This is a genomic window from Pseudomonas frederiksbergensis (assembly GCF_017114915.1).
In the GTDB taxonomy this organism is placed as follows: Bacteria; Pseudomonadota; Gammaproteobacteria; order Pseudomonadales; family Pseudomonadaceae; genus Aquipseudomonas; species Aquipseudomonas frederiksbergensis_I.
In genome coordinates, this window is the sequence record NZ_JAAUOE010000003.1 from 88495 (window position 1) to 114122 (window position 25628).

The 25628-nt window shown below is 60.1% G+C and carries 27 protein-coding genes and 1 pseudogene; 11 read left to right on the forward strand and 17 right to left on the reverse strand.

Features of this window, described 5'->3' with window-relative positions; translation table 11 throughout:
• Positions 1–31: 31 nt before the first annotated feature.
• Complete coding sequence (locus tag HCU66_RS03350) at positions 32–790, reverse strand: helix-turn-helix transcriptional regulator (protein ID WP_205887156.1); 759 nt, start codon at positions 788–790, stop codon at positions 32–34.
• Between the two features lie 133 nt (positions 791–923).
• On the opposite strand from HCU66_RS03350, the gene HCU66_RS03355 reads away from it, so the two are divergent.
• A complete protein-coding gene (locus HCU66_RS03355) occupies positions 924–1739 on the forward strand; it encodes a UDP-2,3-diacylglucosamine diphosphatase (RefSeq protein ID WP_063342878.1) in 816 nt (271 codons plus the stop codon).
• Positions 1740–1878: 139 nt separating this feature from the next.
• On the opposite strand, the gene HCU66_RS03360 is transcribed toward HCU66_RS03355, so the two are convergent.
• Both HCU66_RS03360 and HCU66_RS03365 read right to left on the reverse strand, forming a co-directional pair.
• Positions 1879–2469: an HD domain-containing protein gene (locus tag HCU66_RS03360; RefSeq protein ID WP_205887157.1), complete on the reverse strand. Its 591-nt coding sequence runs from the start codon at positions 2467–2469 to the stop codon at positions 1879–1881.
• A 49-nt stretch (positions 2470–2518) separates the two neighbouring features.
• Positions 2519–2830 carry an Mpo1-like protein gene (locus HCU66_RS03365; RefSeq protein ID WP_205887158.1) on the reverse strand — a complete coding sequence of 104 codons (312 nt, stop codon included), beginning with the start codon at positions 2828–2830 and terminating at the stop codon, positions 2519–2521.
• 158 nt (positions 2831–2988) lie between these two features.
• On the opposite strand from HCU66_RS03365, the gene HCU66_RS03370 reads away from it, so the two are divergent.
• A complete protein-coding gene (locus HCU66_RS03370) occupies positions 2989–4050 on the forward strand; it encodes an AraC family transcriptional regulator (RefSeq protein ID WP_205887159.1) in 1062 nt (353 codons plus the stop codon).
• Here HCU66_RS03370 and HCU66_RS03375 read toward each other — a convergent pair.
• On the reverse strand, positions 4007–5461 hold the full coding sequence (locus HCU66_RS03375; RefSeq protein ID WP_205887160.1) for a TrkH family potassium uptake protein: 1455 nt from the start codon (positions 5459–5461) through the stop codon (positions 4007–4009). The two genes, HCU66_RS03370 and HCU66_RS03375, sit on opposite strands and share 44 nt — an antisense overlap.
• A 122-nt stretch (positions 5462–5583) precedes the next feature.
• On the opposite strand from HCU66_RS03375, the gene HCU66_RS03380 reads away from it, so the two are divergent.
• Positions 5584–6147, forward strand: a complete 564-nt coding sequence (locus HCU66_RS03380; RefSeq protein ID WP_205887161.1) for an NAD(P)H nitroreductase — start codon at positions 5584–5586, stop codon at positions 6145–6147.
• 121 nt (positions 6148–6268) lie between these two features.
• Here the strand turns inward: HCU66_RS03380 and HCU66_RS03385 are convergent, their stop codons facing one another.
• The 6 genes from HCU66_RS03385 to HCU66_RS03410 form a co-directional block, all read right to left on the reverse strand.
• On the reverse strand, positions 6269–7609 hold the full coding sequence (locus HCU66_RS03385; RefSeq protein ID WP_205887162.1) for an ATP-binding protein: 1341 nt from the start codon (positions 7607–7609) through the stop codon (positions 6269–6271).
• A 76-nt stretch (positions 7610–7685) separates the two neighbouring features.
• Positions 7686–8135, reverse strand: coding sequence for an LTXXQ domain-containing protein (locus HCU66_RS03390; protein WP_019579533.1), 450 nt, complete (start codon positions 8133–8135; stop codon positions 7686–7688).
• 163 nt (positions 8136–8298) lie between these two features.
• Entirely contained in the window at positions 8299–8976 is a 678-nt protein-coding gene (locus HCU66_RS03395) for a response regulator transcription factor (protein ID WP_008010984.1), read from the reverse strand.
• A 7-nt stretch (positions 8977–8983) separates the two neighbouring features.
• Positions 8984–9394 carry an SH3 domain-containing protein gene (locus HCU66_RS03400; RefSeq protein WP_205887163.1) on the reverse strand — a complete coding sequence of 137 codons (411 nt, stop codon included), beginning with the start codon at positions 9392–9394 and terminating at the stop codon, positions 8984–8986.
• 110 nt (positions 9395–9504) lie between these two features.
• A complete protein-coding gene (locus tag HCU66_RS03405; protein ID WP_007984134.1) occupies positions 9505–9804 on the reverse strand; it encodes a YciI family protein in 300 nt (99 codons plus the stop codon).
• A 1-nt stretch (position 9805) separates the two neighbouring features.
• On the reverse strand, positions 9806–10402 hold the full coding sequence (locus HCU66_RS03410; RefSeq protein WP_205887164.1) for a septation protein A: 597 nt from the start codon (positions 10400–10402) through the stop codon (positions 9806–9808).
• A gap of 87 nt (positions 10403–10489) precedes the next feature.
• Between HCU66_RS03410 and HCU66_RS03415 the strand changes: the two genes are divergently transcribed.
• The 5 genes from HCU66_RS03415 to rluB all read left to right on the forward strand — a co-directional run bounded on the left by HCU66_RS03415 (position 10490) and on the right by rluB (position 15237).
• Positions 10490–11353 (forward strand): PHP domain-containing protein, encoded by an 864-nt coding sequence (locus tag HCU66_RS03415; RefSeq protein ID WP_205887165.1) that lies wholly within the window; start codon positions 10490–10492, stop codon positions 11351–11353.
• A gap of 13 nt (positions 11354–11366) precedes the next feature.
• A complete protein-coding gene (locus HCU66_RS03420; RefSeq protein WP_205887166.1) occupies positions 11367–11996 on the forward strand; it encodes an L-threonylcarbamoyladenylate synthase in 630 nt (209 codons plus the stop codon).
• A gap of 66 nt (positions 11997–12062) precedes the next feature.
• Complete coding sequence (locus tag HCU66_RS03425) at positions 12063–12821, forward strand: segregation and condensation protein A (RefSeq protein WP_420908041.1); 759 nt, start codon at positions 12063–12065, stop codon at positions 12819–12821.
• A gap of 11 nt (positions 12822–12832) precedes the next feature.
• A complete protein-coding gene (gene scpB / locus HCU66_RS03430; RefSeq protein ID WP_205887168.1) occupies positions 12833–13807 on the forward strand; it encodes an SMC-Scp complex subunit ScpB in 975 nt (324 codons plus the stop codon).
• Between the two features lie 182 nt (positions 13808–13989).
• Positions 13990–15237, forward strand: coding sequence for a 23S rRNA pseudouridine(2605) synthase RluB (gene rluB, locus HCU66_RS03435; RefSeq protein WP_205887169.1), 1248 nt, complete (start codon positions 13990–13992; stop codon positions 15235–15237).
• 101 nt (positions 15238–15338) lie between these two features.
• Here the strand turns inward: rluB and HCU66_RS03440 are convergent.
• A pseudogene (locus tag HCU66_RS03440) lies at positions 15339–16052 on the reverse strand (M29 family metallopeptidase); the annotation flags it as partial.
• Between the two features lie 881 nt (positions 16053–16933).
• On the opposite strand from HCU66_RS03440, the gene HCU66_RS03445 reads away from it, so the two are divergent.
• Both HCU66_RS03445 and arfB read left to right on the forward strand, forming a co-directional pair.
• Positions 16934–18355 (forward strand): amino acid permease, encoded by a 1422-nt coding sequence (locus tag HCU66_RS03445; protein WP_205887170.1) that lies wholly within the window; start codon positions 16934–16936, stop codon positions 18353–18355.
• A gap of 207 nt (positions 18356–18562) precedes the next feature.
• Positions 18563–18976 (forward strand): alternative ribosome rescue aminoacyl-tRNA hydrolase ArfB, encoded by a 414-nt coding sequence (gene arfB / locus HCU66_RS03450; RefSeq protein WP_007938537.1) that lies wholly within the window; start codon positions 18563–18565, stop codon positions 18974–18976.
• On the opposite strand, the gene HCU66_RS03455 is transcribed toward arfB, so the two are convergent.
• The 6 genes from HCU66_RS03455 to phhA form a co-directional block, all read right to left on the reverse strand.
• A complete protein-coding gene (locus HCU66_RS03455) occupies positions 18973–20172 on the reverse strand; it encodes an MFS transporter (protein ID WP_205887171.1) in 1200 nt (399 codons plus the stop codon). The genes arfB and HCU66_RS03455 overlap by 4 nt on opposite strands.
• 102 nt (positions 20173–20274) lie before the next feature.
• Positions 20275–20457: a hypothetical protein gene (locus HCU66_RS03460; RefSeq protein ID WP_205887172.1), complete on the reverse strand. Its 183-nt coding sequence runs from the start codon at positions 20455–20457 to the stop codon at positions 20275–20277.
• Between the two features lie 75 nt (positions 20458–20532).
• A complete protein-coding gene (locus tag HCU66_RS27295) occupies positions 20533–20664 on the reverse strand; it encodes a hypothetical protein (RefSeq protein ID WP_277397041.1) in 132 nt (43 codons plus the stop codon).
• Positions 20665–20961: 297 nt separating this feature from the next.
• Complete coding sequence (locus HCU66_RS03465) at positions 20962–22155, reverse strand: amino acid aminotransferase (RefSeq protein ID WP_241015343.1); 1194 nt, start codon at positions 22153–22155, stop codon at positions 20962–20964.
• Complete coding sequence (locus HCU66_RS03470; RefSeq protein ID WP_018929944.1) at positions 22155–22511, reverse strand: 4a-hydroxytetrahydrobiopterin dehydratase; 357 nt, start codon at positions 22509–22511, stop codon at positions 22155–22157. Before HCU66_RS03470 ends, HCU66_RS03465 begins: the two co-directional genes overlap by 1 nt.
• A gap of 105 nt (positions 22512–22616) precedes the next feature.
• A complete protein-coding gene (phhA, locus tag HCU66_RS03475) occupies positions 22617–23402 on the reverse strand; it encodes a phenylalanine 4-monooxygenase (protein ID WP_205887173.1) in 786 nt (261 codons plus the stop codon).
• A 281-nt stretch (positions 23403–23683) separates the two neighbouring features.
• On the opposite strand from phhA, the gene HCU66_RS03480 reads away from it, so the two are divergent.
• A complete protein-coding gene (locus HCU66_RS03480) occupies positions 23684–25243 on the forward strand; it encodes a sigma-54-dependent transcriptional regulator (RefSeq protein WP_205887174.1) in 1560 nt (519 codons plus the stop codon).
• Positions 25244–25628 lie beyond the last annotated feature (385 nt).

The following is a 25628-nucleotide window of genomic DNA, read 5'->3' on the forward strand; positions in this document are numbered from 1 at the left end:
TGAGCGGGCTATGTCTGTCGCCAGACTCGCGTCATTTGTCGCCAGCCTCGCGCCGCAATCTACCGGGGGGGGCCCCGAACTCACGCAGCACCGCCGCGGCGAAAGCGCTTTGTGAGCTGTAACCGACCCGACTGGCAATCTCGCCAATGGGCAGCGCCGAATCGCGCAACAAGCCCACGGCGATGTGCAACCGGCGACTGCGAATGTAGTCCATCGGTGTCTGCCCGCATTCCGCTACGAAGCGCGCGTGCAACCGGGCGCTGGACAGGCCGACAATGCGCGCCAGATCGGCGACTTGCAGTGGATAGGCCGCGTATTGATCGATGTGTGCATTGAGCGCCGCATAAGGCAGGCGCCGGCCACCCACCCTGTCGGGTTTGGTGTTATTGAGGCTGGCCAGCAGCAACACCGCGCCTTGCTGGGCGATCAGCGGATCACTGATCGGGCTGCCCGCCAGCCAGCTCACCAATTGGCTTTGCCTGGCGTCCAGCGACAGGCGCCCGGCATTGTCGAGCAAGCGGCGACTGGCTTCGGCGTGGTCCCCCAGTGACTGAGAAACCCACTGATCGCTCGGCACATCCAGCACCAGGCAACGACTGCCATGGGCGCTGTCGCAGGCATGATGCGCCCCGGACGGCACGACCACGAAGCTCTGCTGAACCACCTGGCTGCCACGCCCCTCGACCTCGAAATCCAGTGCGCCTGACAGCCCGAATACCAGTTGTGCGTGGTCGTGACTGTGGACGATCAGGTCGTGGGTGTATTGGCGGAGTGTGAGGATCGGTCTCATCGCAGGTCTCCCGGAGCAGGTTGCCAGTCTACACCGCCATCCCCGGACTCACTGTCACCACACTGACTTGTTTATGTCACTTGCTGTTAACGGCATCGGCGCAAGCTCGCAAAAAATATCGCAGAGGTTGCCCATGACCAGCGCCGAGCTCGCCAAACCCAGCCGTAAGCAACGTGTGCGCACCTTGTGGATTTCCGACGTGCATTTGGGCACCCGGGACTGCCAGGCCGAACACCTGTCGCAGTTTCTCAAGGGCTACCACGCCGACAAAATTTACCTGGTCGGTGACATCATCGACGGCTGGAAACTGCGCAGCGGCATGTATTGGCCCCAGGCGCACACCAATGTGATTCGTCGCCTGTTGACCATGAGCAAGCGCGGCACGGAAGTGATCTACGTCACCGGCAACCATGACGAATTCCTGCGCCGTTATTCGAAACTGATGCTGGGCAATATCCAGTTGGTGGACGAAGCGGTGCATGTGACTGCCGATGGTCGTCATCTGCTGGTGATTCACGGCGATCAGTTCGACGTGATTACTCGCTACCACCGCTGGCTGGCTTTCCTCGGCGACTCGGCCTACGAATTCACCCTGACCCTCAACCGCTGGCTCAACCATTGGCGTGCCCGTTATGGCTACGGCTATTGGTCGCTGTCGGCGTACCTCAAGCATAAGGTCAAGACCGCCGTCAGCTTCATCAGCGATTTTGAAGAAGCCATCGCCCACGAATGCGTCAAACGCGAGTTGCATGGCGTGGTGTGCGGGCACATTCACCATGCCGAGATTCGCAAGGTCGGCGAGGTGGATTACCTCAATTGCGGGGATTGGGTGGAGTCGTGCACGGCGCTGATCGAACATTGGGACGGCTCGATCGAGTTGTATCGGTTGGCCGATGCCCAGGCGCGGGAGGCGGAGTTGAAGGCCATTAAAGTCGCGGAGCCGGCTTAAAAATCGGTGTATTGGCCGGCCCCATCGCGGGCAAGCCCGCTCCCACAGGATTGTGGTGGTGCACAACTTTTTGAACGCCGCAAAACCTGTGGGAGCGGGCTTGCCCGCGATGGACCGCGCAGCGGTCCCCTGCGATCCATCAGGCCGGCGCCTGTTCTTCCATCGCCGCCTTGTAGATCGAGTTCTTCGGCTGCGCAAACAACCGCTCCATCATCGGTTCGAAGAAGCTCAGCGGCAGCGTGTCGTATTGCGGATCAAATGCCGCCGCATCGTAGCGGGCGCAAAATTCGATGGTCGCCTGATACTGCGGATGAGCGTTGAATTGCTCGCGCAAATGCCGATCCATGCCCAGGTGATGGAAGAAGTAATAGCCCTGGAAAATCCCGTGTTTCTCCACCATCCACAGGTTCTCGGCACTGACGAATGGCCTGAGGATCGCCGCGGCGATGTCCGGGTGGTTATAGGAGCCCAGTGTGTCGCCGATGTCATGGAGCAAAGCGCAGACCACGTACTCTTCGTCGCGACCATCGCGCCAGGCACGGCTGGCGGTTTGCAGGGAGTGGGTCAGACGATCCACCGGGAAACCGCCGAAATCCCCCTCCAGTAACTTCAAATGCGCCACGATCCTTGTAGGCAATTGCCGGGCATAGGCGCTGAAGTCTGCGGCGATGATCGCCCAGTCTTCCAGCGTGCCGTCCTGCATGTGGGAAAAGCGGGCGCGGGCATTCATCGGCTAGCCTCTTGTTCTCATTAAAAGGAATGTTTTGAGTGTAGGGAGCCTAGAACGGTACGCGACCCACAATCATGTCGCGGTACATGACGAAATCGCCGAGCAGGCTGTAAACAGGATGCGCAAAGGTTGCTGGACGATTCTTCTCGAAGAAGAAATGCCCGACCCATGCGAAGCTGTAACCGGCCAGCGGCAGCGCCAGCAACCACCACCATGCGCCTTTGGCGAGGATCAGCGCCAGAATGAAAATAACCAGCGTGGTACCGACAAAGTGCAATCGTCGGCAAATGCTGTTGCGGTGCTCGCTGAGGTAGTACGGGTAAAACTCAGCGAAGCTGTTGAAACGCTTGATGTTTTCCACGACCGCGATCTCTGTGGTTGTTAAACAGGCGACAAGATGTGCCGCGGGTAGCCTATTTAAGTCTAGAGTGATCATAGGCATCAGCCAGTGACAATAGGCGCCACTTTAGTATCCTTCGGCATTGGGTCGTGGCATGCGGCCATCACGTAGTAAACGCCATGAGCGAACGAACGACTTCTGCAAGCTGGGCGATGGGGATTGTCAAAGCACTGGAAATGGACGGCCTGGATTGCCGGGTTATGTTCAAGCAGCTGGGGCTCGACTATGCGGCACTGGATGATCCGGATGCGCGCTTCCCGCAAGATTCCATGACGCGGCTCTGGCAGCGCGCGGTCGAGCTGTCCGGCAACCCGGCGATCGGCCTGAACATGGGCAAGGTGGTGCGACCGGCGTCCTTGCACGTCGCCGGTTACGCCTTGATGTCCAGCCAGACCCTGGCCGAAGGCTTTCAGCGTCTGGTGCGTTATCAGCGAATCATTGCCGAAAGTGCCGACCTGAGTCTTCGCTTGCTGGACGAAGGCTACGCGTTGGTTCTGACGGTGCATGGCGACCATCTGCCGCCGACCCGACAAAGCGCCGAAGCATCGCTGGCCTGTGCCCTGTCGCTCTGCGGCTGGCTGACCGGTCGCACGCTGCAACCGCGCAAAGTGCTGCTGCAAGGTGACCAACCCGTCGATCTCGAACCTTATAAGCAAGCCTTCCATGCCCCGATGATGTTCAACGCGCCCTATGACGCCTTGATCTTCGAGCGCGCCGACCTGGAGGCACCGTTGCCCACCGCCAACGAGGCCATGGCGCTGCTGCACGACCGCTTTGCCGGTGAGTACCTGGCGCGGTTTTCCGAGAGTCGCGTGACCCACAATGCACGGCAGGTGCTGTGCCGTTTGCTGCCCCAGGGCGAACCCAAGCGCGATGCGGTGGCGCAGGCGCTGCACCTGTCGCAACGCACCTTGCAGCGACGCTTGCAGGAAGAGGGCACGAGTTTTCAGACGTTGCTGGATGACACGCGGCGTGAACTGGCTGAGCAATACCTGGCGCGACCGGGCATGACGCTGCTGGAAATTGCCTACCTGTTGGGGTTTGCCGATCCGAGCAACTTCTTCCGCGCCTTCCGACGCTGGTTCGACACCACCCCCGGCGAATACCGGGCGCGGCTGGTGGAAGCGCCCAATCCGGTCAGTGACGCCAAAATGCCGGGATACACAGAACAAACACCGTAATGATCTCCAGTCGGCCCAGCAGCATGCCGAACGAGAGAATCCATTTTGCGGCATCCGGCAGGCTGGCGAAGTTACCCGCCGGACCAATCGTTTCGCCCAATCCCGGGCCGACGCCGGACACCGTGCTGGCCGCGCCGGTAAGGGCTGTCATCCAGTCCACCCCGAGCAACGACAACAGCAGTGCGATCACGCAAATGGTGATGGCGAAAAAGAACGAAAAGGTCAGAATCGAGCGCACGATTTCTTCGTCGAGACGGTGTCCGTTGTATTTCTGCTTGATCACCGCACGCGGGTGAATCAACTGGTTAAGGTTGGCCTTGAGCAGAATATAGGCCACCTGGAAGCGGAATATCTTGATCCCGCCCGCGGTCGAACCCGAGCAGCCGCCGACAAAACCCAAGTAGAAAAACAGCATCAGCGAGAAGTTGCCCCAGAGGCTGTAGTCCCCCAGTGCAAAACCGGTGGTGGTGACCACCGAGGTCACGTTCAGCGCCACATGTCGCAACGCCTCCAGCCAGTGCAGTTGAGTGGTCCACCAATACCAGGTGCCGAGCACCAGCCAGGTCACCAGCAACATGCCGAGCAAACCTTGAACCTGCTCATCCTTGATCAGTGCCCGCCGATTGCCACGCAGGGTCGCCACATACAGGGTGAACGGCAGGGCGCCGAGAATCATGATGACGATCGCGACCCAATGCACCGCAGGCTCCGGCCACTTGGCCAAAGACTGGTCGGAGGTCGAGAAACCACCGGTGGAGATCGCCGACATCGCGTGGTTGATGGCGTCGAACAGGCTCATCCCGGCCCACCAGAACGCCAGGCTGCCGACAATGGTGATGCCGATGTAGGACGCAACGATCAAACGCGCCACCATGTGCGAACGGGGCATGACCTTTTCGGAACGGTCTGACGACTCGGTCTGAAACAGCCGCATGCCACCGATGCGCAGCAGTGGCAGAATCGCTACCGCCATGCCGATAAAGCCGATCCCGCCGATCCAGTGCAACAATGAGCGCCACATCAGGATGCCGGGAGACATGGTGTCCAGGCCCGTAAGCACCGTCGCACCGGTGGCGGTGATGCCGGACATGCTCTCAAAGAATGAGTCGGTGTAGCTGATGTTCTGGGTCAGCAGAAATGGCAGCGCGGCGAAGATGCACACCACCAGCCAGCTGCTGACGGTCAGCAGGTACATGTCTCGCGGGCGCAGATGGATGTGCTCGGGGCGTCCCGGAATCACCAGGGCCAGGCCGGCGACAAAGGTGATCATGCTGGCCCAGAGGAACGATGGCAGGTCGCTGGTGTGCTCGAAGACCACCAGGGTGGCCATGGGCACGACCATGGAGATGGCCAGCGTGATCAGGAAGATGCCGATGATGAAACCAATGATCCGTAAGGTCGGCAACGCCATGAAGTCCGCTCGGGCTGAAATAGGGAAGGGCGCCATTCTACCTGTGGGGCAGGGCATGTAAACCGGCAGCCCTGCGGTAGATACCGCTAGAATAGGCGGACATTTTCTACAGGAGGTGGCCGATGCAGGCTCTCGACGCTTTGCTCAACCGTGTTTCCGTTCCACGACTGCTCGATCCGGCGCCTACTGCCGAGCAACGGGAAGTGCTGTTTGCCGCCGCGATGCGCGCGCCGGATCACGGCCATTTGCAGCCTTGGCGCTTCCTGACAGTCGAAGGCGCGGCACGCGAGCAAATGGGCGAGTTGCTGGCCGAGGCCGCGAAGCTGCAAGACAGCGAGGTGTCAGAAGCCGTGCTGGACAAGGCCCGTAACGGCCCGCTGCGTGCACCGCTGGTGGTGGTGGTGATTGCCCGTTTGCAGGATCACGTCAAATACCCCAAATCCGAACAATTGTTGGCGGCGGGCTGTGCGGCTCACGGAATTTTGCTGGCTGCCTACGCGCAAGGCATTGGCGCAGTGTGGCGCACCGGTGAGCTGGCGTATTCGGCGCATGTGGCCAAAGGCTTGGGCCTGGCGGAAGGGGAACAGGTGATTGCGTTCCTTTATCTCGGTACGCCGCAGAAAGAACCGCGGGTGGCGGAGAAGGTTGATCTGGCCGAGTTCGTCAGCGCCTGGCCAGCCGAGTAAGGATCGTACCCACGCTCTGCGTGGGAACGCCTCAATGGACGCTCTGCGTCCGCTGTGACGCAGAGCGTCACGGGCTGCATTCCCACGCAGAGCGTGGGAACGATCACTATCACCACAGAATTTACGGCTGGACGACAGCCCCCGGCACCAACGGCAATTCCAGGCTGGCAATAAACCCGCCCCCCGGGTGATTGGCCAGCACCAGACTGCCGCCATGGCGCTCCGCAGCACGGCGTGCAATGGCCAGCCCCAGGCCATGCCCGGCTGCTGTCTGCCCCGGCGCCCGATAGAAGGGTTCACCCAGTTGATTCAAGTGCTCGACCTCTACGCCGGGGCCGTGATCGCGCACGCTGACCACAATCCTGTCGCCCTGACGCAATGCCTGCATTTCGATCGGTTGCCCGATCGGGTTAAAACGCTGGGCATTGCGCAGCAGGTTGTCCACGGCGCGTTCGATCATGGTCGGCCAGCCTCTGAGGTTCAGTTGCGGCTCGGCCTCAAGGTGCACGTTCTGCTCTGGCGAACCGAGCTGAGCATCTTTTTGCAGGGTATTGAGTAGCGCATTGAGATCCACCTCTTCAGCACTGGCGTTGTCGGCATCGACCCGCGCCAGCACCAGGATTTCGCTGATCAGCGCTTCCAGTCGATCGCACTCACGGGTCAGGCGCGGCCAGAGTTTTTCTCGTTGCTCAGGATTGGCCCGCTCGGCCAGCGCCAGCGCAACGCGCAAGCGGGCCAAGGGTGAGCGCAATTCGTGGGACACATCGCGCAGCAATTGCCGCTGACTGCCGATCAGGCTTTGCAGGCGCGCACCCATGCGGTTGAAGTCGTTGGCCAGTACGCCAAATTCATCGCGACGGTTGGCCAGTTGCGCCAGGCTGTTTTGTTGATACGTCGTTTGTCCCAACTCATGCACCGCGCCGCGTAAACGGCTCAGCGGTCGGGTGATGGAAAAGGTCACCAGCAGGCTGAACAAGGTCAGTACCACCAGGGCGATCCCCAGGGCACTCAACGGCCAGAGCAGGCTTTCGCGGTGCCAGGCGTCCAGTTCCGGGTGCGGAATGCGATAGATCAGCAGGTAGGTGTCGCCGGTCTTGGCGCTGGTGTATTCATCAGTCAGGCGCCGCCATGGCAGGCGTCGATCATCATTTTGCTGCCGGGCTTCGAAGGCAGCCGCACGCCGAGGAAAGGTGCCGCGCACCACCGGGTCGCCCGTCTCGTTGAGCACCTGAACGTCGATGTGATACTGGCGCTTGCGCTGCTCCAGAATGTCCTGGGCAGCGTCTTCGCCCTGGCTCTCGTAGGTTTGCGTCCACTGTTCGGCCAGGGTGTTGAGGCCCGGGTGGCGACTGAGAATCCACGCGTCCTGGTTGAGCATGTGCCCCAGCAGAATGGAAAGCCCTGCAACCAGAGCGATGGCCAGCCAAAAGCTGGCCAGGATACGCCAGAACAATGAGCGCACAGAAAATCCTCGAACAAAGAAAGCCCAACGGCGATTAACCGTTGGGCTGGATCGTGAACCTAGAACATTATTGCGCCTACTGCGCTTTTTGCGCTTGCTGCGCTTTCCAGGCCTTGAACTCGGCCCATTCGGCGCGACGCTCAGCCTGTTTCTTCTGGATCTCGTCGAATTGCTTCTGTTGATCCGGTTTCAGCAGGGCGCGAACGTCGGCTTCGGCTTTCTTGTGCTTGGCCTCCATCTCGTCTTTCAGGGCTTTCTGGTCGGCTGGCGAGAGTTTTTCCAGGTACTTGTCGACCAGTTGCTGACGCTCGTGCATCTGCTCGCCCATGATCTTGCGGATCTGCTCGCGTTGTTCGCGGCTCAGGTCCAGCTGGCTGTAAGGGCCTTTACCGTGCATGCCGTGCATCTGACCGCCGTGGCGTGAGCCGTCCATGTGATCACCCATCGGGCCTGTGCCTTCAGGCATGGCCATGGCAACGGTCGGCAGGGCGGCAGCAAACATCAGAGCGATAAGAGTCTTGCGCATGGTGTATCTCCTTGTCTCGTTCCCGGTACGTTCCGGATGTGTGCAGATTACGCAGATCAAGGTCAACGGCGGTCAGCGGAGCGTAAAGCTTGGGTAAAGACGGTTTTCTACCTTCCTGACAATTCCACTACGGTCTGGGTAGGGGGATCGCAGGTCGTGCTTGTCAGAGGCTGTAGTAGTAACCGCGACTGCGCAGGGCCACGATGCGCGGGCGGCCGTCGGGATGCGGGCCGATTTTTTTGCGCAGGTTGCTGACGTGCATGTCCAGGCTGCGGTCGTACAGGGTCAGTTTTCGACCGAGGGCGATTTGCGCCAGTTCCTGTTTGTCCAGCGGTTCGCCGGGCTGCTTGAGCAGGGCTTCGAGCAGGCGGCTTTCAGAGACGGTGAGGGTGAATTCCTGTTCATCGATGCTGACCACGCCGCGCACCGGGCTGAAGCATAAATCGCCCAGTTCGAGCTGGCTGGAGACGGCCGTCGGATGACTGCGGCGTAATACCGCGCGCAGGCGGGCGGTCAGTTCCCGTGGGTCGCACGGCTTGGCCAGGTAATCGTCAGCGCCCAGTTCCAGGCCGAGGATGCGGTCCAGCGGTTCGCCACGGGCCGACAGCATCAGTACCGGCAAATCCGGATGGTCGCTGCGCAGTTGCTTGAGCAGTTCCAGGCCGCTGCCATCCGGCAGCATCACGTCCAGCACCACCGCCGCCGGAGACGTTTCGGCCAGCGCGCGACGGGCGCTCTGGCCATCGTGGCAGGCGCGGACCTGAAAGCCTTCCTGGCTCAGCCAACTGCTCAGGAGCTCACACAGCTCCTGGTCATCATCAATTAGTAACAGCTCGCTCATGACTCACTCAATTTAGCCATTGCCGACGTGTTCTACGTCCACCACTGGCGAAGATACCGCAGAGCAGGGCCAATAGCGCTACTCCGGCCCCGGTGACGAACCATTGCTGCTGGTCGGTCAGCAGGCGCGGCAGCGGGCTGGCCAGGGCTTCCTTGAGTTGCAGCTTCAGGCGCTGATTCTCCTGGCGCAACCGGCTCAGCTGGGCGCCTTCGCGTTCGGCATCGGTATTTTGCAGTTGTTTGCTCAATTCTTCTCGTTGCTGTTCGCTTGCCTTCAAGCGTTGCTGCAACTCGGTGATCTGGCTGCCGGCACTCAAGGACAGCGGCGTCGAGTTACCGCCTTCGGCGCTTTCTTCACCGTGGGCGGGCGCCATGATCGACAACGTCACCAACATCAGACACAACGGACCTTTGCGCATCGCAACTCCTGATTCCAATACGAGTATTGGGCAGGTTGTCGGCCGGTAAACGAGAATAATGAGCGATTGAACGCGCGATGAACCGACAAGGCTTACCGCGCGGGAGGATTTTACGGCAGGACTTGCTTGAACGGTTTGACCAAAACATTGGCGTAGACGCCTGCGGCAATGTACGGGTCGGCGTCGGCCCAGGCCTGGGCGGCGCTCAGAGAGTCGAATTCGGCGACGATCAGGCTGCCGGTGAAACCCGCCGCGCCCGGGTCATTGCTGTCGACCGCCGGGTGTGGGCCGGCCAGTACGATACGACCTTCGCCTTTGAGCACTTGCAGACGCTCAAGGTGCGCAGGCCGTGCGGCCAGTCGGGCTTCCAGGGAGTTGGCGACGTCTGTGGCAATGATTGCGTAAAGCATGTCAGTCCTCGGTTTTTGGCGTTGTGGTGTCGGCGTCATGCAAGTGGCGGGACAGGTAGATGCCCTGGCCGACCAGGAACAGCAAAGTCATGCCCAGGCTGCCGAAGACCTTGAAGTCCACCCAGATGCTCTGGAAGGTGAACGCGACGAACAGGTTGGCGGCGCCGCAAAACAGGAAAAAACCGATCCAGGCAATATTCAGGCGGGTCCAGACCGGCTCCGGCAGGGTCAGCGCGTGGCCCATGATGCGTTTGATCAGCAGTTGATCACCGATGAAGTGGCTGCCGATGAACCCGAGGGCGAACAGCCAGTTGACCACCGGGGCTTTCCATTTCAGGAAGGTCTCGCTGTGGAACGCCAGGGTCAGGCTGCCGAAGACCAGGCAGGCGATGAGGGTCAGCCACTGGCTCTTTTCCAGCTTGCGCTGCTTGATGTACAGCGTGCCATAGACCACCAGGGAGCTGATGATCAGCATCGCGGTGGCACTGTAAATACCACCGACAGACAGTTGATGCCCGCCAATGTCGACGACCCGTGGATCGATTTTGAATACGATGAAAAACAGCAGAAGCGGGATGAAGTCGATGAATTGTTTCACAGTGGCAGCCAGAAGCAGGATGTGGCGGCATAATAACAAACATATTGACGCGCGATAGCGTCAGCTGATTTGAGGTGACACAGTCCTGTGAATGTTGATTTGCACTGCCATAGCACGGCCTCCGATGGCGCCCTGGCGCCTGCGGCACTGGTTGAGCGTGCGTTCGAGAAAGGCGTGCGAGTCCTGGCCTTGACCGATCACGACACCCTTGAAGGCCTCGATGAGGCCCGGAGCGCCGCCACGGCGCTGGGGATGCAGCTGGTCAATGGCGTCGAATTGTCCTGCACCTGGGGCGGGGCGACTATTCATGTGCTGGGTTATGGTTTCGACGTCAATGCCGCACCATTGGTCGAGGCTATCGCAAAATTGCACGATGGCCGCTGGTTACGGTCCGAAGAAATAAGCCGCAAGTTGGCGTTGAAAGGCATGCCGGGGGCGCTTGACGGTGCCCGGGCCATTCAGCAGGAACTGGGCGACAGCGGCAACGCGCCGGCCCGTCCGCACTTCGCTGATTGGATGGTGCGCGAAGGTTTTGTCAAGGATCGCGCCGAAGCGTTCCGCAAATGGCTGGGGGCCGGCAAACTGGGGGACGTCAAACAACACTGGCCGACCCTCGAAGACACCGTCGAAACCCTGCGCGCCGCGGGTGCCTGGGTCAGCCTGGCGCATCCCTGGCACTACGATTTCACTCGCAGCAAGCGTCGCCGCCTGATTTCTGACTATATTCAAGCCGGGGGCCACGCGATCGAAGTGGTCAATGGCCATCAGCCCGCCGAGCAAGTGGGCAGCCTGGCAATTCTTGCCCGTGAGTTTGGTCTGCTGGTCAGCGCCGGCAGTGATTTTCATGGCCCTGGAGGCTGGTCCGAGATCGGTGAATATCGCCCGCTTCCGGAGGATCTGCCACCACTGTGGTGTCGGTTCAAACATGACCCAATTATTACCGCCGTCTGAACAGGTAGAGAATGTGAGTCAATTTTTCCAGATTCATCCGGAAAACCCGCAAGCGCGCCTGATCAAACAGGCTGTCGAGATCATCCGCAACGGCGGGGTGGTGATTTATCCCACAGACTCTTCCTACGCCATTGGTTGCCAGATCGGCGACAAGAACGCCGTGGAACGTGTGCGCCGGCTGCGTCAGCTGGATGAGAAGCACAACTTCGCGCTGATTTGCAGCGACCTGTCGCAGTTGGGGCTGTTCGCCAAAATCGACACCGGCACTTTCCGTCTGCTCAAGGCGCACTTGCCGGGGCCTTACACCTTCATTCTCAACGCCACTCGCGAAGTCCCGCGGCTGTTGCTGCATCCGAAAAAACGCACCATCGGCCTGCGCGTGCCGAGTCATCCGATTGCCCTGGCGCTGCTGGAAGAACTCGGCGAACCGCTGATGAGCGTGACCCTGATCATGCCCGGCGACACCGACCCGTTGACCGATCCCTACGAAATGCGCCAATTGCTGGAGCATCAGGTCGACCTGATCATCGATGGCGGTTTCGGCGGGATCAAGGCGTCCACTGTGATCAACCTCGCCGACGGCGAGCCGCAAGTCATCCGTGTCGGTTGCGGCGACCCTGCGCCCTTCATGGCCGAGGCGTAGATGTCTGCGGTAGAACCAGAACCGGTCGACAGCCAGGCCGGGGCCCAGCAAGAACTGCCTTTCGCCATGGTCTATGGCCAGGCGGTCATGGAAATGCCGCTGGACCTGTACATCCCGCCGGATGCCCTCGAGGTTTTTCTTGAGGCCTTCGAAGGTCCGCTCGACCTGCTGCTGTACCTGATCCGCAAACAGAACATCAACATCCTCGACATCCCGGTGGCGGAAATCACCCGGCAGTACATGGGCTATGTCGAGTTGATGCAGTCGGTGCGCCTGGAGTTGGCCGCCGAGTACCTGGTCATGGCTGCGATGCTGGCCGAGATCAAGTCGCGGATGCTGCTGCCGCGGGCCGAAACCATCGAAGACGAAGAAGAAGACCCCCGCGCCGAACTGATCCGCCGCTTGCAGGAGTACGAACGCTTTAAGGCCGCCGCCGAAGGCATCGATGGCCTGAGCCGGGTCGGTCGCGACGTGGTGGTGCCCAAGCTCGACGCCCCGGAGGCCCGGGCGCGCAAGCTGCTGCCGGACGTGAGGCTGGAAGAATTGCTGATGTCCATGGCTGAGGTCTTGCGCCGTGGCGACATGTTCGAAAGCCACCAGGTCAGCCGCGAGGCCTTGTCCACCCGCGAGCGCATGAGTGATGTGCTGGAACGGCTCAAGGGCGGTGGTTTCGTGCCTTTTGTCGAGCTGTTCACCGCTGAAGAAGGGCGCCTGGGGGTGGTGGTGACCTTTATGGCGATCCTCGAACTGGTCAAGGAATCCTTGGTCGAGCTGGTGCAGAATGAACCGTTCGCGGCGATACACGTGCGAGCCCGAGCCGAATAACGAGTTGAATCATGAACCTGACTGAACCCCGCGAGCTGGCGCCACTGCTTGAAGCCTTTCTGTTGGCCTCGGGAAAACCACAATCGCTTGAGCGCCTGTTCGAACTCTTCGAAGAGGGCGAGCGGCCCGAACCTGCGGTTTTCAAGAAAGCGCTGACGATTCTGGGCAAATCCTGCGACGGCCGAGCTTTCGAGCTGAAGGAAGTCGCCTCCGGGTATCGCCTGCAGATCCGCGAAAAGTTCGCGCCGTGGGTAGGACGTTTATGGGAAGAACGGCCGCAGCGTTACTCGCGGGCCATGCTCGAAACCATGGCCCTGATCGCCTATCGCCAGCCGATCACCCGGGGCGAAATCGAAGACGTGCGCGGCGTGGCGGTCAACAGCCACATTGTCAAAACCCTGCTGGAGCGGGAGTGGATCCGCATCGTCGGTTACCGCGACGTGCCCGGCAAACCGGCGATGTTCGCCACCACCAAGGCGTTTCTCGATCACTTCAACCTGAAGAACCTCGACGACCTGCCGCCGCTGGCCGAGCTGCGCGAGCTGGAACCCGAACCGATGCTCGAATTCGACGACGCACCGGTGCCGGCCGGGTTGCAAGCATTGGCGGATGCCAGCGCCGAGCCGGAAGAGCCCAAGGAAGAAACCAGTTTCCACACGCTGTTGCTGGAGCTGGACACCATGGAGGAGGGGCTCAAGACCGATTTCGACGATTTGCTGCGCGATGGCGAGTTGACCGAGACCGAAGAGGTTTTACAGCCGCCGGAGCCGGAAATCGACGCTGAACTTCTGGGTGAGCCCCAAGCCACTGTCGAACAAGAGCAGGAAGATGATGTGCTGGGCGTCGCCGAAGCTCGCGAGAAACTGCTGGCCGCCGTCGCCGCCCTCGAACAGCCGAAACCCGAGCCCGAGCTGACCGACGAAGAAGCCGAAGCCCAGGCCCTGGCAGAAGCGATTGAGGCCGAACGCCGTCAGTTCGAAGATTGAAGCCCGCCAAGGCGCCACCGGTCGGCGGAAAAGCAAATAACCTTCTGTCGATCAGCTAGTCTCTGATGCGCGAACGCTGTCATGAGCGTATGATTCGCGACCCTTTGGCGATCCCTTCGTCAAACGATCAGATTTCATATCTTCAGGCCACGCCTGAACAGACCACACCGGGAGGTGCCCAGATGAGTATCAACGACCAGAAAGACGACCAGGAAATCGGCCCGGCAGGCGAAAAACTGCAAAAAGTTCTCGCCCGCATCGGCGTCGGCTCGCGCCGTGACGTAGAAGCCTGGATCAGCCATGGCCGCATCAAGGTCAACGGCAAAGACGCCACCCTCGGCCTGCGTGTCGATCTGCATGACGCCATCACCATCGATGGCAAGGTGATCAAGCGCGAAGAAGCCGCCGAGTCGGTACGCCGCGTGATCATGTACAACAAACCCGACGGTGAAATCTGCACCCGTGACGACCCGGAAGGCCGTCCAACCGTGTTCGACAAGCTGCCGCGTCCCAAAGAAGGGCGCTGGATCAACATCGGCCGTCTGGACATCAACACCACCGGTTTGCTGATGTTCACCACCGACGGTGAGCTGGCCAACCGCCTGATGCACCCGTCCTACGAGATGGACCGCGAATACGCGGTCCGGGTGCGCGGTGAAGTCGACGACGAGATGATTGAGCGTCTCAAGGCCGGTGTCGTCCTCGAAGACGGCCCGGCGCGTTTCACCGATATCCAGCAGGCGCCGGGTGGCGAAGGTTTCAACCATTGGTACCACTGCGTGGTCATGGAAGGTCGTAACCGCGAAGTTCGTCGTCTGTGGGAATCTCAGGGTCTGGTGGTCAGCCGCCTGAAGCGCGTGCGTTTCGGTCCGGTGTTCCTGAACTCCGACCTGCCGATGGGTCGCTGGCGCGAAATGAGCCAGTACGAAGTCGACGTCCTCAGCGCCGAAGTCGGCCTGACCCCGGTGGCCATGCCGCAGTTGAATGCCAAGAGCAAGGACAAGCTCGAGCGGATGCAGCGCAAGTCGTCGCGGCCGATGGCCAAGACCGAACGTGTGCGTACGCTGCGTCCGGCTACCGGTGCCCCGGCTGCCGGCCCGCGTCCGAACCGTGAGCCGCAGATCGAAGGCGAGCGCCCGGCCCGCAAGCCAGCGCCACGTCAGGACGGCGAGCGCGGCCCACGCGCGCCGCGTCCGGCCAACGGTCGTACTGAGCGTGGCGAAGGTGGTCGTAGCGATCGCGGTGCGCCTGCCGGTCGTGGCACCCCCGTGGCAGACCGCCCGGCCGACACCAAGCGCCCGGCCAAGCCGGCGCCGAAGAAACGCCCAGGCATCGTGCTGGTCGACCGTGACGCGCCCTCGGGCAAACGCCGCGGCGCACCCGCCGGTTCCGGCCAGCGTCCGGGCTTCGGTCGTCGCAAGCCTGAGTAATCGGTAAGCGCCCCATGAAAAACGCCATCCCTCGGGATGGCGTTTTTTTGTGCCTGGTTTTGGCTGATCGTTCCCACGCGGAGCGTGGGAACGATCAGCCAGAAGACAAACCGCCCATCAAACACCGGCTCATCATCCAGCGCCAACACGCCGCCAGAGAAGATCAGGTCCAGATGATGGCTGCCCTTGGCGCCTCCGCCCAACCCCAGGTGCAAGCCGCAATGGCGTTCTTCGAACCCGGCATTGCGCGCATACAAGTCTTTCACGCCTTCGTTGGTACCGATCCCCAACTCCTCGATACGCCGATTGGACGGATTGGCGTCCAGGTACTTGTTGAAGTCATGTTCCAGTCCCGGCACATCGATGGCGATTTTGCTGAAGGTCGAGTGCTCGATCCATAACTCCAGGGGTGAAGCCAGTACGCCGTACTTGCGGGCAAACGGAATGGTGCCGAGGAACGTCCCCATAAACTTGACCCGGCCATTAATGGCCTCGCTATGGGTGGCGATCTCGCCGGGCGCCAGATCGAAGTTGCCGATGCCGTTAATGTCGGTCCACTTCTTGATACTGCTCAAGGGTGTTTCGAACCACGAGCCATGATCATCTTTAAAACTTAAAGTGGTGGCGTGGGACATGCGCTGGATCAAGTGGCTGTTCAACCCGGCAATCCGCTGCGGGGTGACACTGAACGTGTCGTAGAAGTAATCGCCGTAATCCTTGAACAGCAGCGACTTCTTCCAGTTCTGCGCCATCACGCCTTGCAGCGCGCGGACAAAGTCCGGGCCGTCGGGACGCAGGTTGGGCAGCGGCGCGTTTTTCATTCATCGAAAAGCGCGTCAACTAGCTGGGCGATGCGGCTCGGCTAGTCGCTGAAAACCTAGTCCACAGGTTTTTGCAAAGAAATGATTAAACAATTTTCATTTGAACTAATTATTCCATTTTTCGAAAGCAAGTTTCTTAATGAAAAACAGAAAACCAAGTCGGAAAATTCATGAGGAAGCTTCCTATCGTCAATTTACAGTCAGCATGTCTTTGGATCTGATTTGGAAAACTTATGTTACGCGTTGTAAATAAAACCTTACGAAAAGCGCGCTCAAACCTCGTGCAATGTGGCTAAGGAAAAGGCTGTAAGGAAAACCTGCCGTCTGCCGGTGTAATGACGCTATCCAAGGGCTCTGGCGCGCTTGTTTCAGAATCGTATGAAGGGTGAGATGCGCCCCATGCCTGTCGTGCAGGTGCATAACAAGAAGGAGGCGCAATGAACGCCGTGACTCATCTCCATCTCTCATCGTGGGGCGATTTTTCCGCTGCCCCCGTCGAAGACCTGCAAAGGTCTGACTCAATTTTTGCAGCCGCCCGAGACCCTCGAGGCGGACACAGGCAATCCCGGCAACCGACACGCTGATCCAGCGGTGTCTGGCAGCAGGGGGTTACAGGTGTACAATGCGCCGCGTTTTAACTGTGACCCTCTGCGTAACAGCGCAAACCTCAAGGCTATCGGCCTTGTTCACTCCGTCGCGTCACGAGCGTGTCGGGTTCGATTTCGTCACAGATAAAAACAAACAGGTGACGCATGACTGTCGTAAAAACGCTGAACTCCTGGTGCCTGCGCTGGGGTTTGATCGGCGCTGCTTGTAATCGCAATTGAGCAGCAACGTCTACTGAACATCATCAAACCTTGCGTGAGACCTTTTTCATGAGTGGACAAAACTCGCATTCAGGCGAGCTTAAACGCGGCCTGAAAAATCGCCATATTCAACTGATCGCCCTCGGTGGCGCGATCGGTACCGGGTTGTTCCTCGGCTCGGCCGGTGTACTGAAATCCGCCGGCCCGTCGATGATTCTCGGCTACGCCATTTGCGGCTTCATCGCCTTCATGATCATGCGCCAACTGGGTGAAATGATCGTCGAAGAGCCCGTAGCCGGTTCCTTCAGCCACTTCGCCCACAAATACTGGGGCGGTTTTGCCGGTTTCCTGTCGGGCTGGAACTGCTGGATTCTGTACATTCTGGTGGGCATGTCCGAGCTGACCGCGGTCGGTAAATACATCCACTACTGGGCACCGGATATCCCGACCTGGGTTTCGGCCGCCGCGTTCTTCGTGCTGATCAATGCGATCAACCTGGCCAACGTCAAAGTCTTCGGTGAGGCCGAGTTCTGGTTCGCGATCATCAAGGTCGTGGCGATCGTTGGCATGATTGCCTTGGGCAGCTACCTGCTGGTCAGCGGCCACGGTGGTCCGCAAGCCTCGGTGACCAACCTGTGGTCCCATGGCGGTTTCTTCCCGAATGGGGTCAGCGGTCTGGTGATGGCCATGGCGATCATCATGTTCTCCTTCGGTGGCCTGGAAATGCTCGGTTTCACCGCCGCTGAAGCCGACAAACCGAAAACCGTGATCCCGAAAGCCATCAACCAGGTGATCTACCGGATCCTGATTTTCTACATCGGTGCGCTGGTGGTCCTGTTGTCGTTGACCCCTTGGGACAGCCTGCTGACGACGCTGAACGCGTCCGGCGATGCCTATAGCGGCAGCCCGTTCGTGCAGGTGTTCTCGATGCTCGGCAGCAACACCGCCGCGCACATCCTCAACTTCGTGGTCCTGACCGCGGCGCTGTCGGTGTACAACAGTGGTACTTACTGCAACAGCCGCATGCTGCTGGGCATGGCCGAGCAGGGCGATGCGCCGAAAGCCTTGTCGAAGATCGACAAGCGTGGCGTGCCGGTACGTTCGATCCTGGCGTCAGCCGCCGTGACCCTGGTCGCCGTGCTGCTGAACTACCTGGTTCCGCAACATGCGCTGGAACTGTTGATGTCGCTGGTGGTAGCGACCCTGGTGATCAACTGGGCGATGATCAGCTTCTCGCACTTCAAGTTCCGCCAGCACATGAACAAGACCCGGCAGACGCCGCTGTTCAAGGCCCTGTGGTATCCGTACGGCAACTACATCTGCCTGGCGTTCGTGGTGTTCATCCTCGGCGTGATGCTGCTGATCCCGGGCATCCAGGTTTCGGTGTATGCGATTCCTGTGTGGGTTGTGTTCATGTGGGTTTGCTATGGCATCAAGAACAAGCGTAGTGCGCAGCAGGTGTTGCAGGCTGCGGGTTCCGCTGCCAAGTAAGTGCAAAACGCAGAAACAACAAACCCGGCCATGTGCCGGGTTTTTTGTGGGCGATAAAAAACGTTGAATTTGCATGAAACCTGTAGGAGCGAGGCTTGCCCGCGAAGAAGACGCCACGGTTTATCAGGCAAACCGCGTTATCGTTCTTCGCGGGCAAGCCTCGCTCCTACAAGGTATTCTGGCGGTCCTGATATCGGACTTTTTTCCATGCTGGTGATTTCCAACAACGTGCATCTGCCGGATGCCGAGATCGAGTTGACGGCCATTCGTGCCCAAGGCGCCGGTGGGCAGAACGTCAACAAGGTCTCCAGTGCCGTGCACCTGCGCTTCGATATTCCGGCCTCGTCCTTGCCCGAGTTTTACAAGGAACGGCTACTGGCGTTGCGCGACAGTCGCATCACCAGCGAAGGGGTGTTGATCATCAAGGCCCAGCAATACCGCACGCAGGAGCAGAACCGTGCCGATGCGCTGGAGCGTCTGACCGAGTTGATTCTCAGCGCCACCAAAGTGGAAAAGAAACGCCGTCCGACCAAGCCGACTCTGGGTTCGAAAAAGCGTCGGCTCGAATCCAAGACCAAACGCGGCAGCATCAAGGCCGGGCGTGGCAAGGTGGATTTCTAGCGCACTTCACGCTCTTCCCGATACTTAGGTGCCTGTCGGTACAAATAAACACTCAGCATCAATCCGCTCAAAGCGGCGAGGGCGGCGAACAGGAAGATCGAGGCAAACCCGAATCCAGCCGCTATCGCACCCGCCAGCGGTCCGGTAATTCCCAGCGACAAATCGATAAACAGCGAATAGGCCCCAACTGCTGAGCCACGGCTGGAGGCGGGCACCAGGTTGACCGCTTCCACGCCCAACGCCGGGAACACCAGCGAGAAACCGAAGCCGCTCAGCGCCGCACCGGCCAGTGCCCAATGGGCATCCGGCGCCAGCCACAGCAGCAACAGTCCGAGGGTTTCCACACAAAGGCAGGCAATTGCCACACGAAAGCCGCCGAGGCGGTTGATCAGGTTGCCGAACAGCAATCGCGCGCCAATGAAACAGGCGCCGAACAGGCTCAGGCACAACACCGCGTTGGACCAATGCCGGGTGGCGTAATACAGGGTGATGAAGGTCGCGATGGTGCCAAAGCCGATGGAACCCAGTGCCAGGCCGCAGCCATGAGGAAACACCCGCCCCAGCACATGCATGAACGGCAAACGTTCACCGGCGACAATCGGTGCCGCCGTTTTCGGCCAGGCCAGCGCCACGCCCAGCACGGCCAGCAGCACGATGCTCACGCCCATGCTCCACAGCCCCAATTGACTCACCAGCAGTACCCCCAGCGGTGCGCCGACCGCCAACGCGCCATAACTGGCGATGCCGTTCCAGGAGATGACCTTGGCGGTATTCGCCGCGCCGACCCGGCCGATGCCCCAGCCGATCGAACCTGAGCCCACCAGACTTTCCGCGCTGCCGAGCACCAGTCGGCCGATCAACAGGCTGATCAGGCTTAACGTCGGCAGGCTTAGGGTCCAGGCCGAAATCAGCATGAACACACCGCTCAAACCACAGCCGGCGAGGCCATACATCACCGCCAGCTTGCTGCCCTTGTTATCGATGATGCGCCCGGCGTAAGGGCGGCTGAGCAGGGTGGCCAGGTATTGCACGCTGATCACCAGCCCGGCGATCACCGCGCCAAAGCCGAGGTCGCTGTGGACGTAGCCCGGCAATACGGCCAGGGGAATACCGATATTGAGGTAGCCGATGAACGTGAACAGGACGATGGAAACGACTTGCAGCGTGACCGCCAAGGGGCGCTGGGTTTCTGACATGGGTAAAGGTCCACGGGGCAGCAGGATAGATAGGCTGCTTATGATAGCGGCGCGGCGCTCGTGGGGCGTGAAAAAGTAAAACTATTTGCCAGACGGCGGGGATCAGGATTTTGCGGGGGCGACCAGTTGCGTTGTGACCAGGGCGGCCAGGGCGTTTTCTTCGCTGCCGAAGCGGGCCAGCAAGGTGGCTTGTTTCTCGGGGGAAAGACGGTTCCAGATGTCGATCATCTTCTCGGCGGTGCCGATCAGGACGCTGGCCTGGGCTTCAGTGAAATCATCGCTCATGGTGCGGGCTCGCGGTTCAGGCAGTGTGGAAAGCGCATGTTAGCGCTTTCCACACGGTCTGGCATTGCAGGTGTATCAGTCTTCTCTGTCGGCCTGACGGCGTTCAGGTGCTTCTTTCGACTCGGGCTGTTGGGCACCGGCTTGTTGCGTGGTTGTCTGCTCAGTTTCGTGCAGGCTTGGGAAGGGGAGATTAGGGATCTCGTGCATGTTCGCGCTCCTCGCTAAGTCTGTTGATAGATCTGGTAGATCCGCGCTTTTAAAAAAGCCTGGGCAGGATACAGCAGGAGAAATGACAAATAGACTTTTATATCCATATGTTGCGACGGATGGGATTGTCTAGACAGGTCGGTAAGTGGGGGGGGAGACGATGATTGATGATCGTTCCCACGCTCTGCGTGGGAATGCAACCCGGGACGCTCCGCGTCCCAACAGCGGACGCAGAGCGTCCAATGAGGCATTCCCACGCGGAGCGTGGGAACGATCAGTTTGCAGGTGTTTGAGGGGTTACTTGCAGACGTCGGCGATGGCTTCTGCCAGCAGATTCAGCCGCGTCGCATCGATCCCCGCGACGTTTGCCCGGCCAGAGCTGACCATGTACACGCTGTGATGCTCGCGCAGCTGTTTGACCTGCTCCGGCGACAAACCGGTGTAGGAAAACATCCCGCGTTGCACGCCAATGTGCGCAAACCGCTCGCGCAAGCCATGGGGTTCAAGCGCTTCGACCAGACCGCTGCGCAATTGGGCGATGCGCAAACGCATGGTTTCCACTTCGTCGGCCCAGCGGCTTTTCAGCTCTGGATCGCCAAGAATGGTCGCGACCACGGCGGCGCCATGATCCGGTGGTGTCGACCACAGGTTACGGGCGATGTTGGCCAGTTGACTGCGGATATCCACCAGCTTGTCGGCGGTTTTTGCGCAGACAATCAGCGCGCCGGTGCGGTCGCGGTACAGCCCGAAGTTCTTCGAGCAGGAGCTGGTGATCAGCACTTCCGGCAACTCGGCCGCGAACAGCCGGGTCGACCAGGCATCCTGCTCCAGGCCGTCGCCAAAGCCCTGATAGGCGAAGTCGATCAGAGGCAGCAAATCACGACTGCGCACCACGTCCAGCACCCGACGCCAATCGTCATGGGACAGGTCGAAACCGGTCGGGTTGTGGCAGCAGGCGTGCAGCAGTACCACATCGCCCTTGGGTGCTTGATTGAGCACCGCCAGCATCGCTGCCACATCGAGACGGTTATCGCTACCCACATACGGGTAGTGACTGACCTTGACCCCGGCCGTCGCGAAAATGGTTTCGTGGATCGGCCAGGTCGGATTGCTCAGCCACACGCCACGGCCCGGCAGGCACTGGGCAATGAAGTCGGCGCTCAAGCGCAGCGCGCCGGTGCCGCCCGGTGTTTGCGTGGCGCCGGCCCGTTGCTCGATGATCAGCGCCGAATCGGTACCCAGCACCAACTCGTTGATGACTTTGCCGAACGCCGCATCGCCGTGACCGCCGATGTAGGTCTTGGTGGCCTGGCGATCCACCAGGCGCTGCTCGGCAAGCTTCACCGCTTCAAGGATTGGCGTCAGGCCCTGGGAGTCTTTATAGACCCCCACGCCCAAGTCGAATTTGCGCGGGTTGGGGTCCTGCGCATAGGCCTCCATCAGGCCGAGAATCGGATCGCCGGGTACTCGGCCGATGGCGTCGAAATGCATTATTTGCGGCCCTCGGCATCTTTGGCCACTTCGTCAGTGCGCGCGGCCATGATGAAGTCGTTGCGATGCAGGCCCTTGATGGAGTGGCTCCACCAGGTCACGGTGACTTTGCCCCACTCGGTCAGCAGGCCCGGGTGGTGACCTTCGGCCTCGGAGATTTCACCGACGGCGTTGGTGAACGCCAGTGCGTGCTTGAAGTTCTTGAACAGGAAAACTTTTTCCAGTTGCATCACGCCGTCGCGGACTTCGATGTTCCAGTCCGGGATCTGCTTGATCAGGATCGGCAATTCTTCGTCGCTGACCTGAGGGGCGTCGGCGCGGCAGGCTTCGCAATGGGCTTGGTTCAATGTGGACATGATGTGTTCCTGAAATCGAGTGTTTTGAAAAACGGTCGTCAGTGGGGCCACGCTAAAGCAAAGCGGCGATCCGTAACAGACTCACTTGATGCCAAAAGGCGCGGGTCACGCAGCTTTTGGCGGAAATTTCGGTGCGTGCAACCCAAGCTGCATGGCTTGCTTGACCATGCCCATGATGTCTTCGTGGGCCAGATCGAACAGGCGCTTGAGGTTTGGCAAGACAAAGTACAGCGGTTGCAGAATGTCGATGCGGTACGGCGTGCGCATGCATTCCAGCGGGTCGAAGGCCTGATGCTCAGGCTCGTTCGACAGGCAGTAAACGGTTTCTTTCGGCGAGGACAGAATGCCGCCGCCATAGATGCGCAGGCCTTGCGGCGTGTCGACCAGGCCGAATTCGATGGTCATCCAGTACAGGCGCGCCAGGAACACGCGCTCTTCCTTGGAAGCCTGTAGGCCGAGTTTGCCGTAGGTGTGGGTGAATTCGGCGAACCAGGGGTTGGTCAGCAGCGGACAGTGGCCAAAGATCTCATGGAAAATATCCGGCTCTTGCAGGTAATCCAACTCTTCGCGGGTACGAATAAAGGTCGCCACTGGAAATTGCTTGCTCGCCAGCAATTCGAAAAAGGTCTGGAAGGGAATCAGTGCGGGCACTCGGGCAACTTGCCAGCCGGTCGTTTCACCGAGGACTTTGTTGATTTCACCGAGTTGCGGGATGCGGTCGTGGGGCAGACCGAGTTTTTCGATACCGTCCAGGTATTCCTGGCACGCACGCCCCTCGACCACTTTCAGTTGGCGAGTGATCAGCGTGTTCCACACCGCGTGTTCTTCGGCGGGGTAGTCGATAAAACCTTGCGCATCGGGCTCACGAGCCACGTATTGCGTCTGCTTCATGCTGCTCTCCTGCTAGGGGATACATTCTTGTTGTGTGTACAGCTATGGACCTAGAAATACCCCAAGGAGTGCGGTGTTGCAGCAGGTGATTCGTGCCATGCGCAGGAAAAATCCATGCTTTTCGTAAAGTATTCGTTACGGATTGGCGTCCATCGCGCAAGTATTGATATTTGCGGGTTTGAAATGGCTCACAGGTGTCACATAATCTTGACGACTATCTTGAGGCCCGAGCCGAAAATTTCTTGCTCCGGGCCTCGTTTACCGCTGTTACGGGCCTTTATATGCGTATCAAAGTCCACTGCCAGAACCGCATCGGTATCCTGCGCGACATTCTCAACCTGCTGGTCGAGTACGGGATCAACGTCGCCCGCGGTGAGGTGGGCGGTGAGCACGGCAATGCGATCTATCTGCACTGCCCGAACCTGATCAACATCCAGTTCCAGGCATTGCGGCCGAAGTTCGAGGCGATTGGCGGGGTCTTCGGCGTCAAGCGGGTAGGGCTGATGCCCAGCGAGCGTCGGCACATGGAGCTCAATGCCTTGCTCGGTGCCCTGGAGTTTCCCGTGCTGTCGATCGACATGGGCGGCTCCATCGTTGCGGCCAACCGTGCGGCGGCGCAGTTGCTCGGGGTGCGGGTGGATGAGGTGCCGGGGATCCCGCTGTCGCGGTACGCCGAGGACTTCGACTTGCCGGAACTGGTGCGCGCCAACAAGTCGCGGATCAACGGCTTGCGGGTCAAGGTCAAGGGTGACGTGTTTCTCGCCGACATCGCGCCGCTGCAATCGGAGCATGATGAAAGCGAAGCCATGGCCGGCGCCGTGTTGACGCTGCACCGGGCGGACCGGGTAGGCGAGCGCATCTATAACGTGCGCAAGCAGGAGTTGCGCGGCTTCGACAGCATTTTCCAGAGCTCGAAAGTGATGGCGGCGGTGGTTCGCGAAGCGCGGCGCATGGCACCGCTGGATGCGCCGCTATTGATAGAAGGCGAAACCGGCACCGGCAAAGAGTTGTTGGCGCGGGCCTGTCACCTGGCGAGCCCGCGTGGGCAATCACCGCTGATGGCCCTCAACTGCGCCGGTCTGCCGGAGTCCATGGCCGAGACCGAATTGTTCGGCTACGGCCCCGGCGCCTTCGAAGGGGCGCGGGCCGAAGGCAAGCTCGGGCTGTTGGAACTGACGGCGGGCGGTACGTTGTTTCTTGATGGCGTCGGCGAAATGAGCCCGCGCTTGCAGGTGAAATTGCTGCGCTTTCTGCAGGACGGTTGCTTCCGTCGCGTAGGCAGCGATGAAGAGGTCTATCTGGATGTGCGGGTGATCTGCGCGACTCAGGTGGACTTGTCCGAGCTGTGCGCGCGTGGTGAGTTTCGCCAGGATTTGTACCACCGTTTGAACGTGCTCTCGCTGCATATCCCGCCGCTGCGCGAGTGCCTCGACGGGTTGGCGCCACTGGTGGAGCACTTCCTCGATCAGGCCAGTCGACAGATCGGTTGCCCGTTGCCGAAACTGGCGCCGGCAGCGATGGAGCGGCTCAGTCACTATCACTGGCCGGGTAACGTGCGGCAGCTGGAGAATGTGCTGTTTCAGGCGGTTTCCCTGTGCGATGGCGGCACCGTCAAGGCCGAGCACATTCGTCTGCCGGACTACGGCGTACGTCAGCCGCTTGGCGATTTCTCTCTTGAGGGCAGCCTGGACGAGATTGTCGGGCGTTTCGAGAAAGCGGTGCTGGAGCGCTTGTATTCCGAGCATCCGAGCAGTCGGCAACTGGGCAAGCGGTTGGGGGTTTCCCATACCACCATTGCCAATAAGTTGCGCGAGTATGAGGTCGGCAAAGAGCTCGGCTAAGCAGCTTGATCGTTCCCACGCTGCGCGTGGGAATGCCTCAATGGACGCTCCGCGTCCGCTCTTGGGACGCAGAGCGTCCCGGGCTGCATTCCCACGCAGAGCGTGGGAACGATCAACCGAATTATTGCAGGCAGATCGCGCAGGTTGGTTTGCGGCCGCTTCGCGCCCGAGCGGGAGCAGGCTCCCTCGCCACAGGGGAACGATCAGCATCCAGGCTGATCCTTGCCTCTTGGCGGCATAACACCGCCGGTTTTTCGTCTTCGATACATTCCCCCAATCCCCTCCGAATCCCCCAAGTCCTTTGTTTGCCGGGCCCCGCGCTGCCAGAAAAAAGTTGGTCTGCAAATTGCTTATGGCTCAGCAGTACAGCGGTGGGCGGCAAACG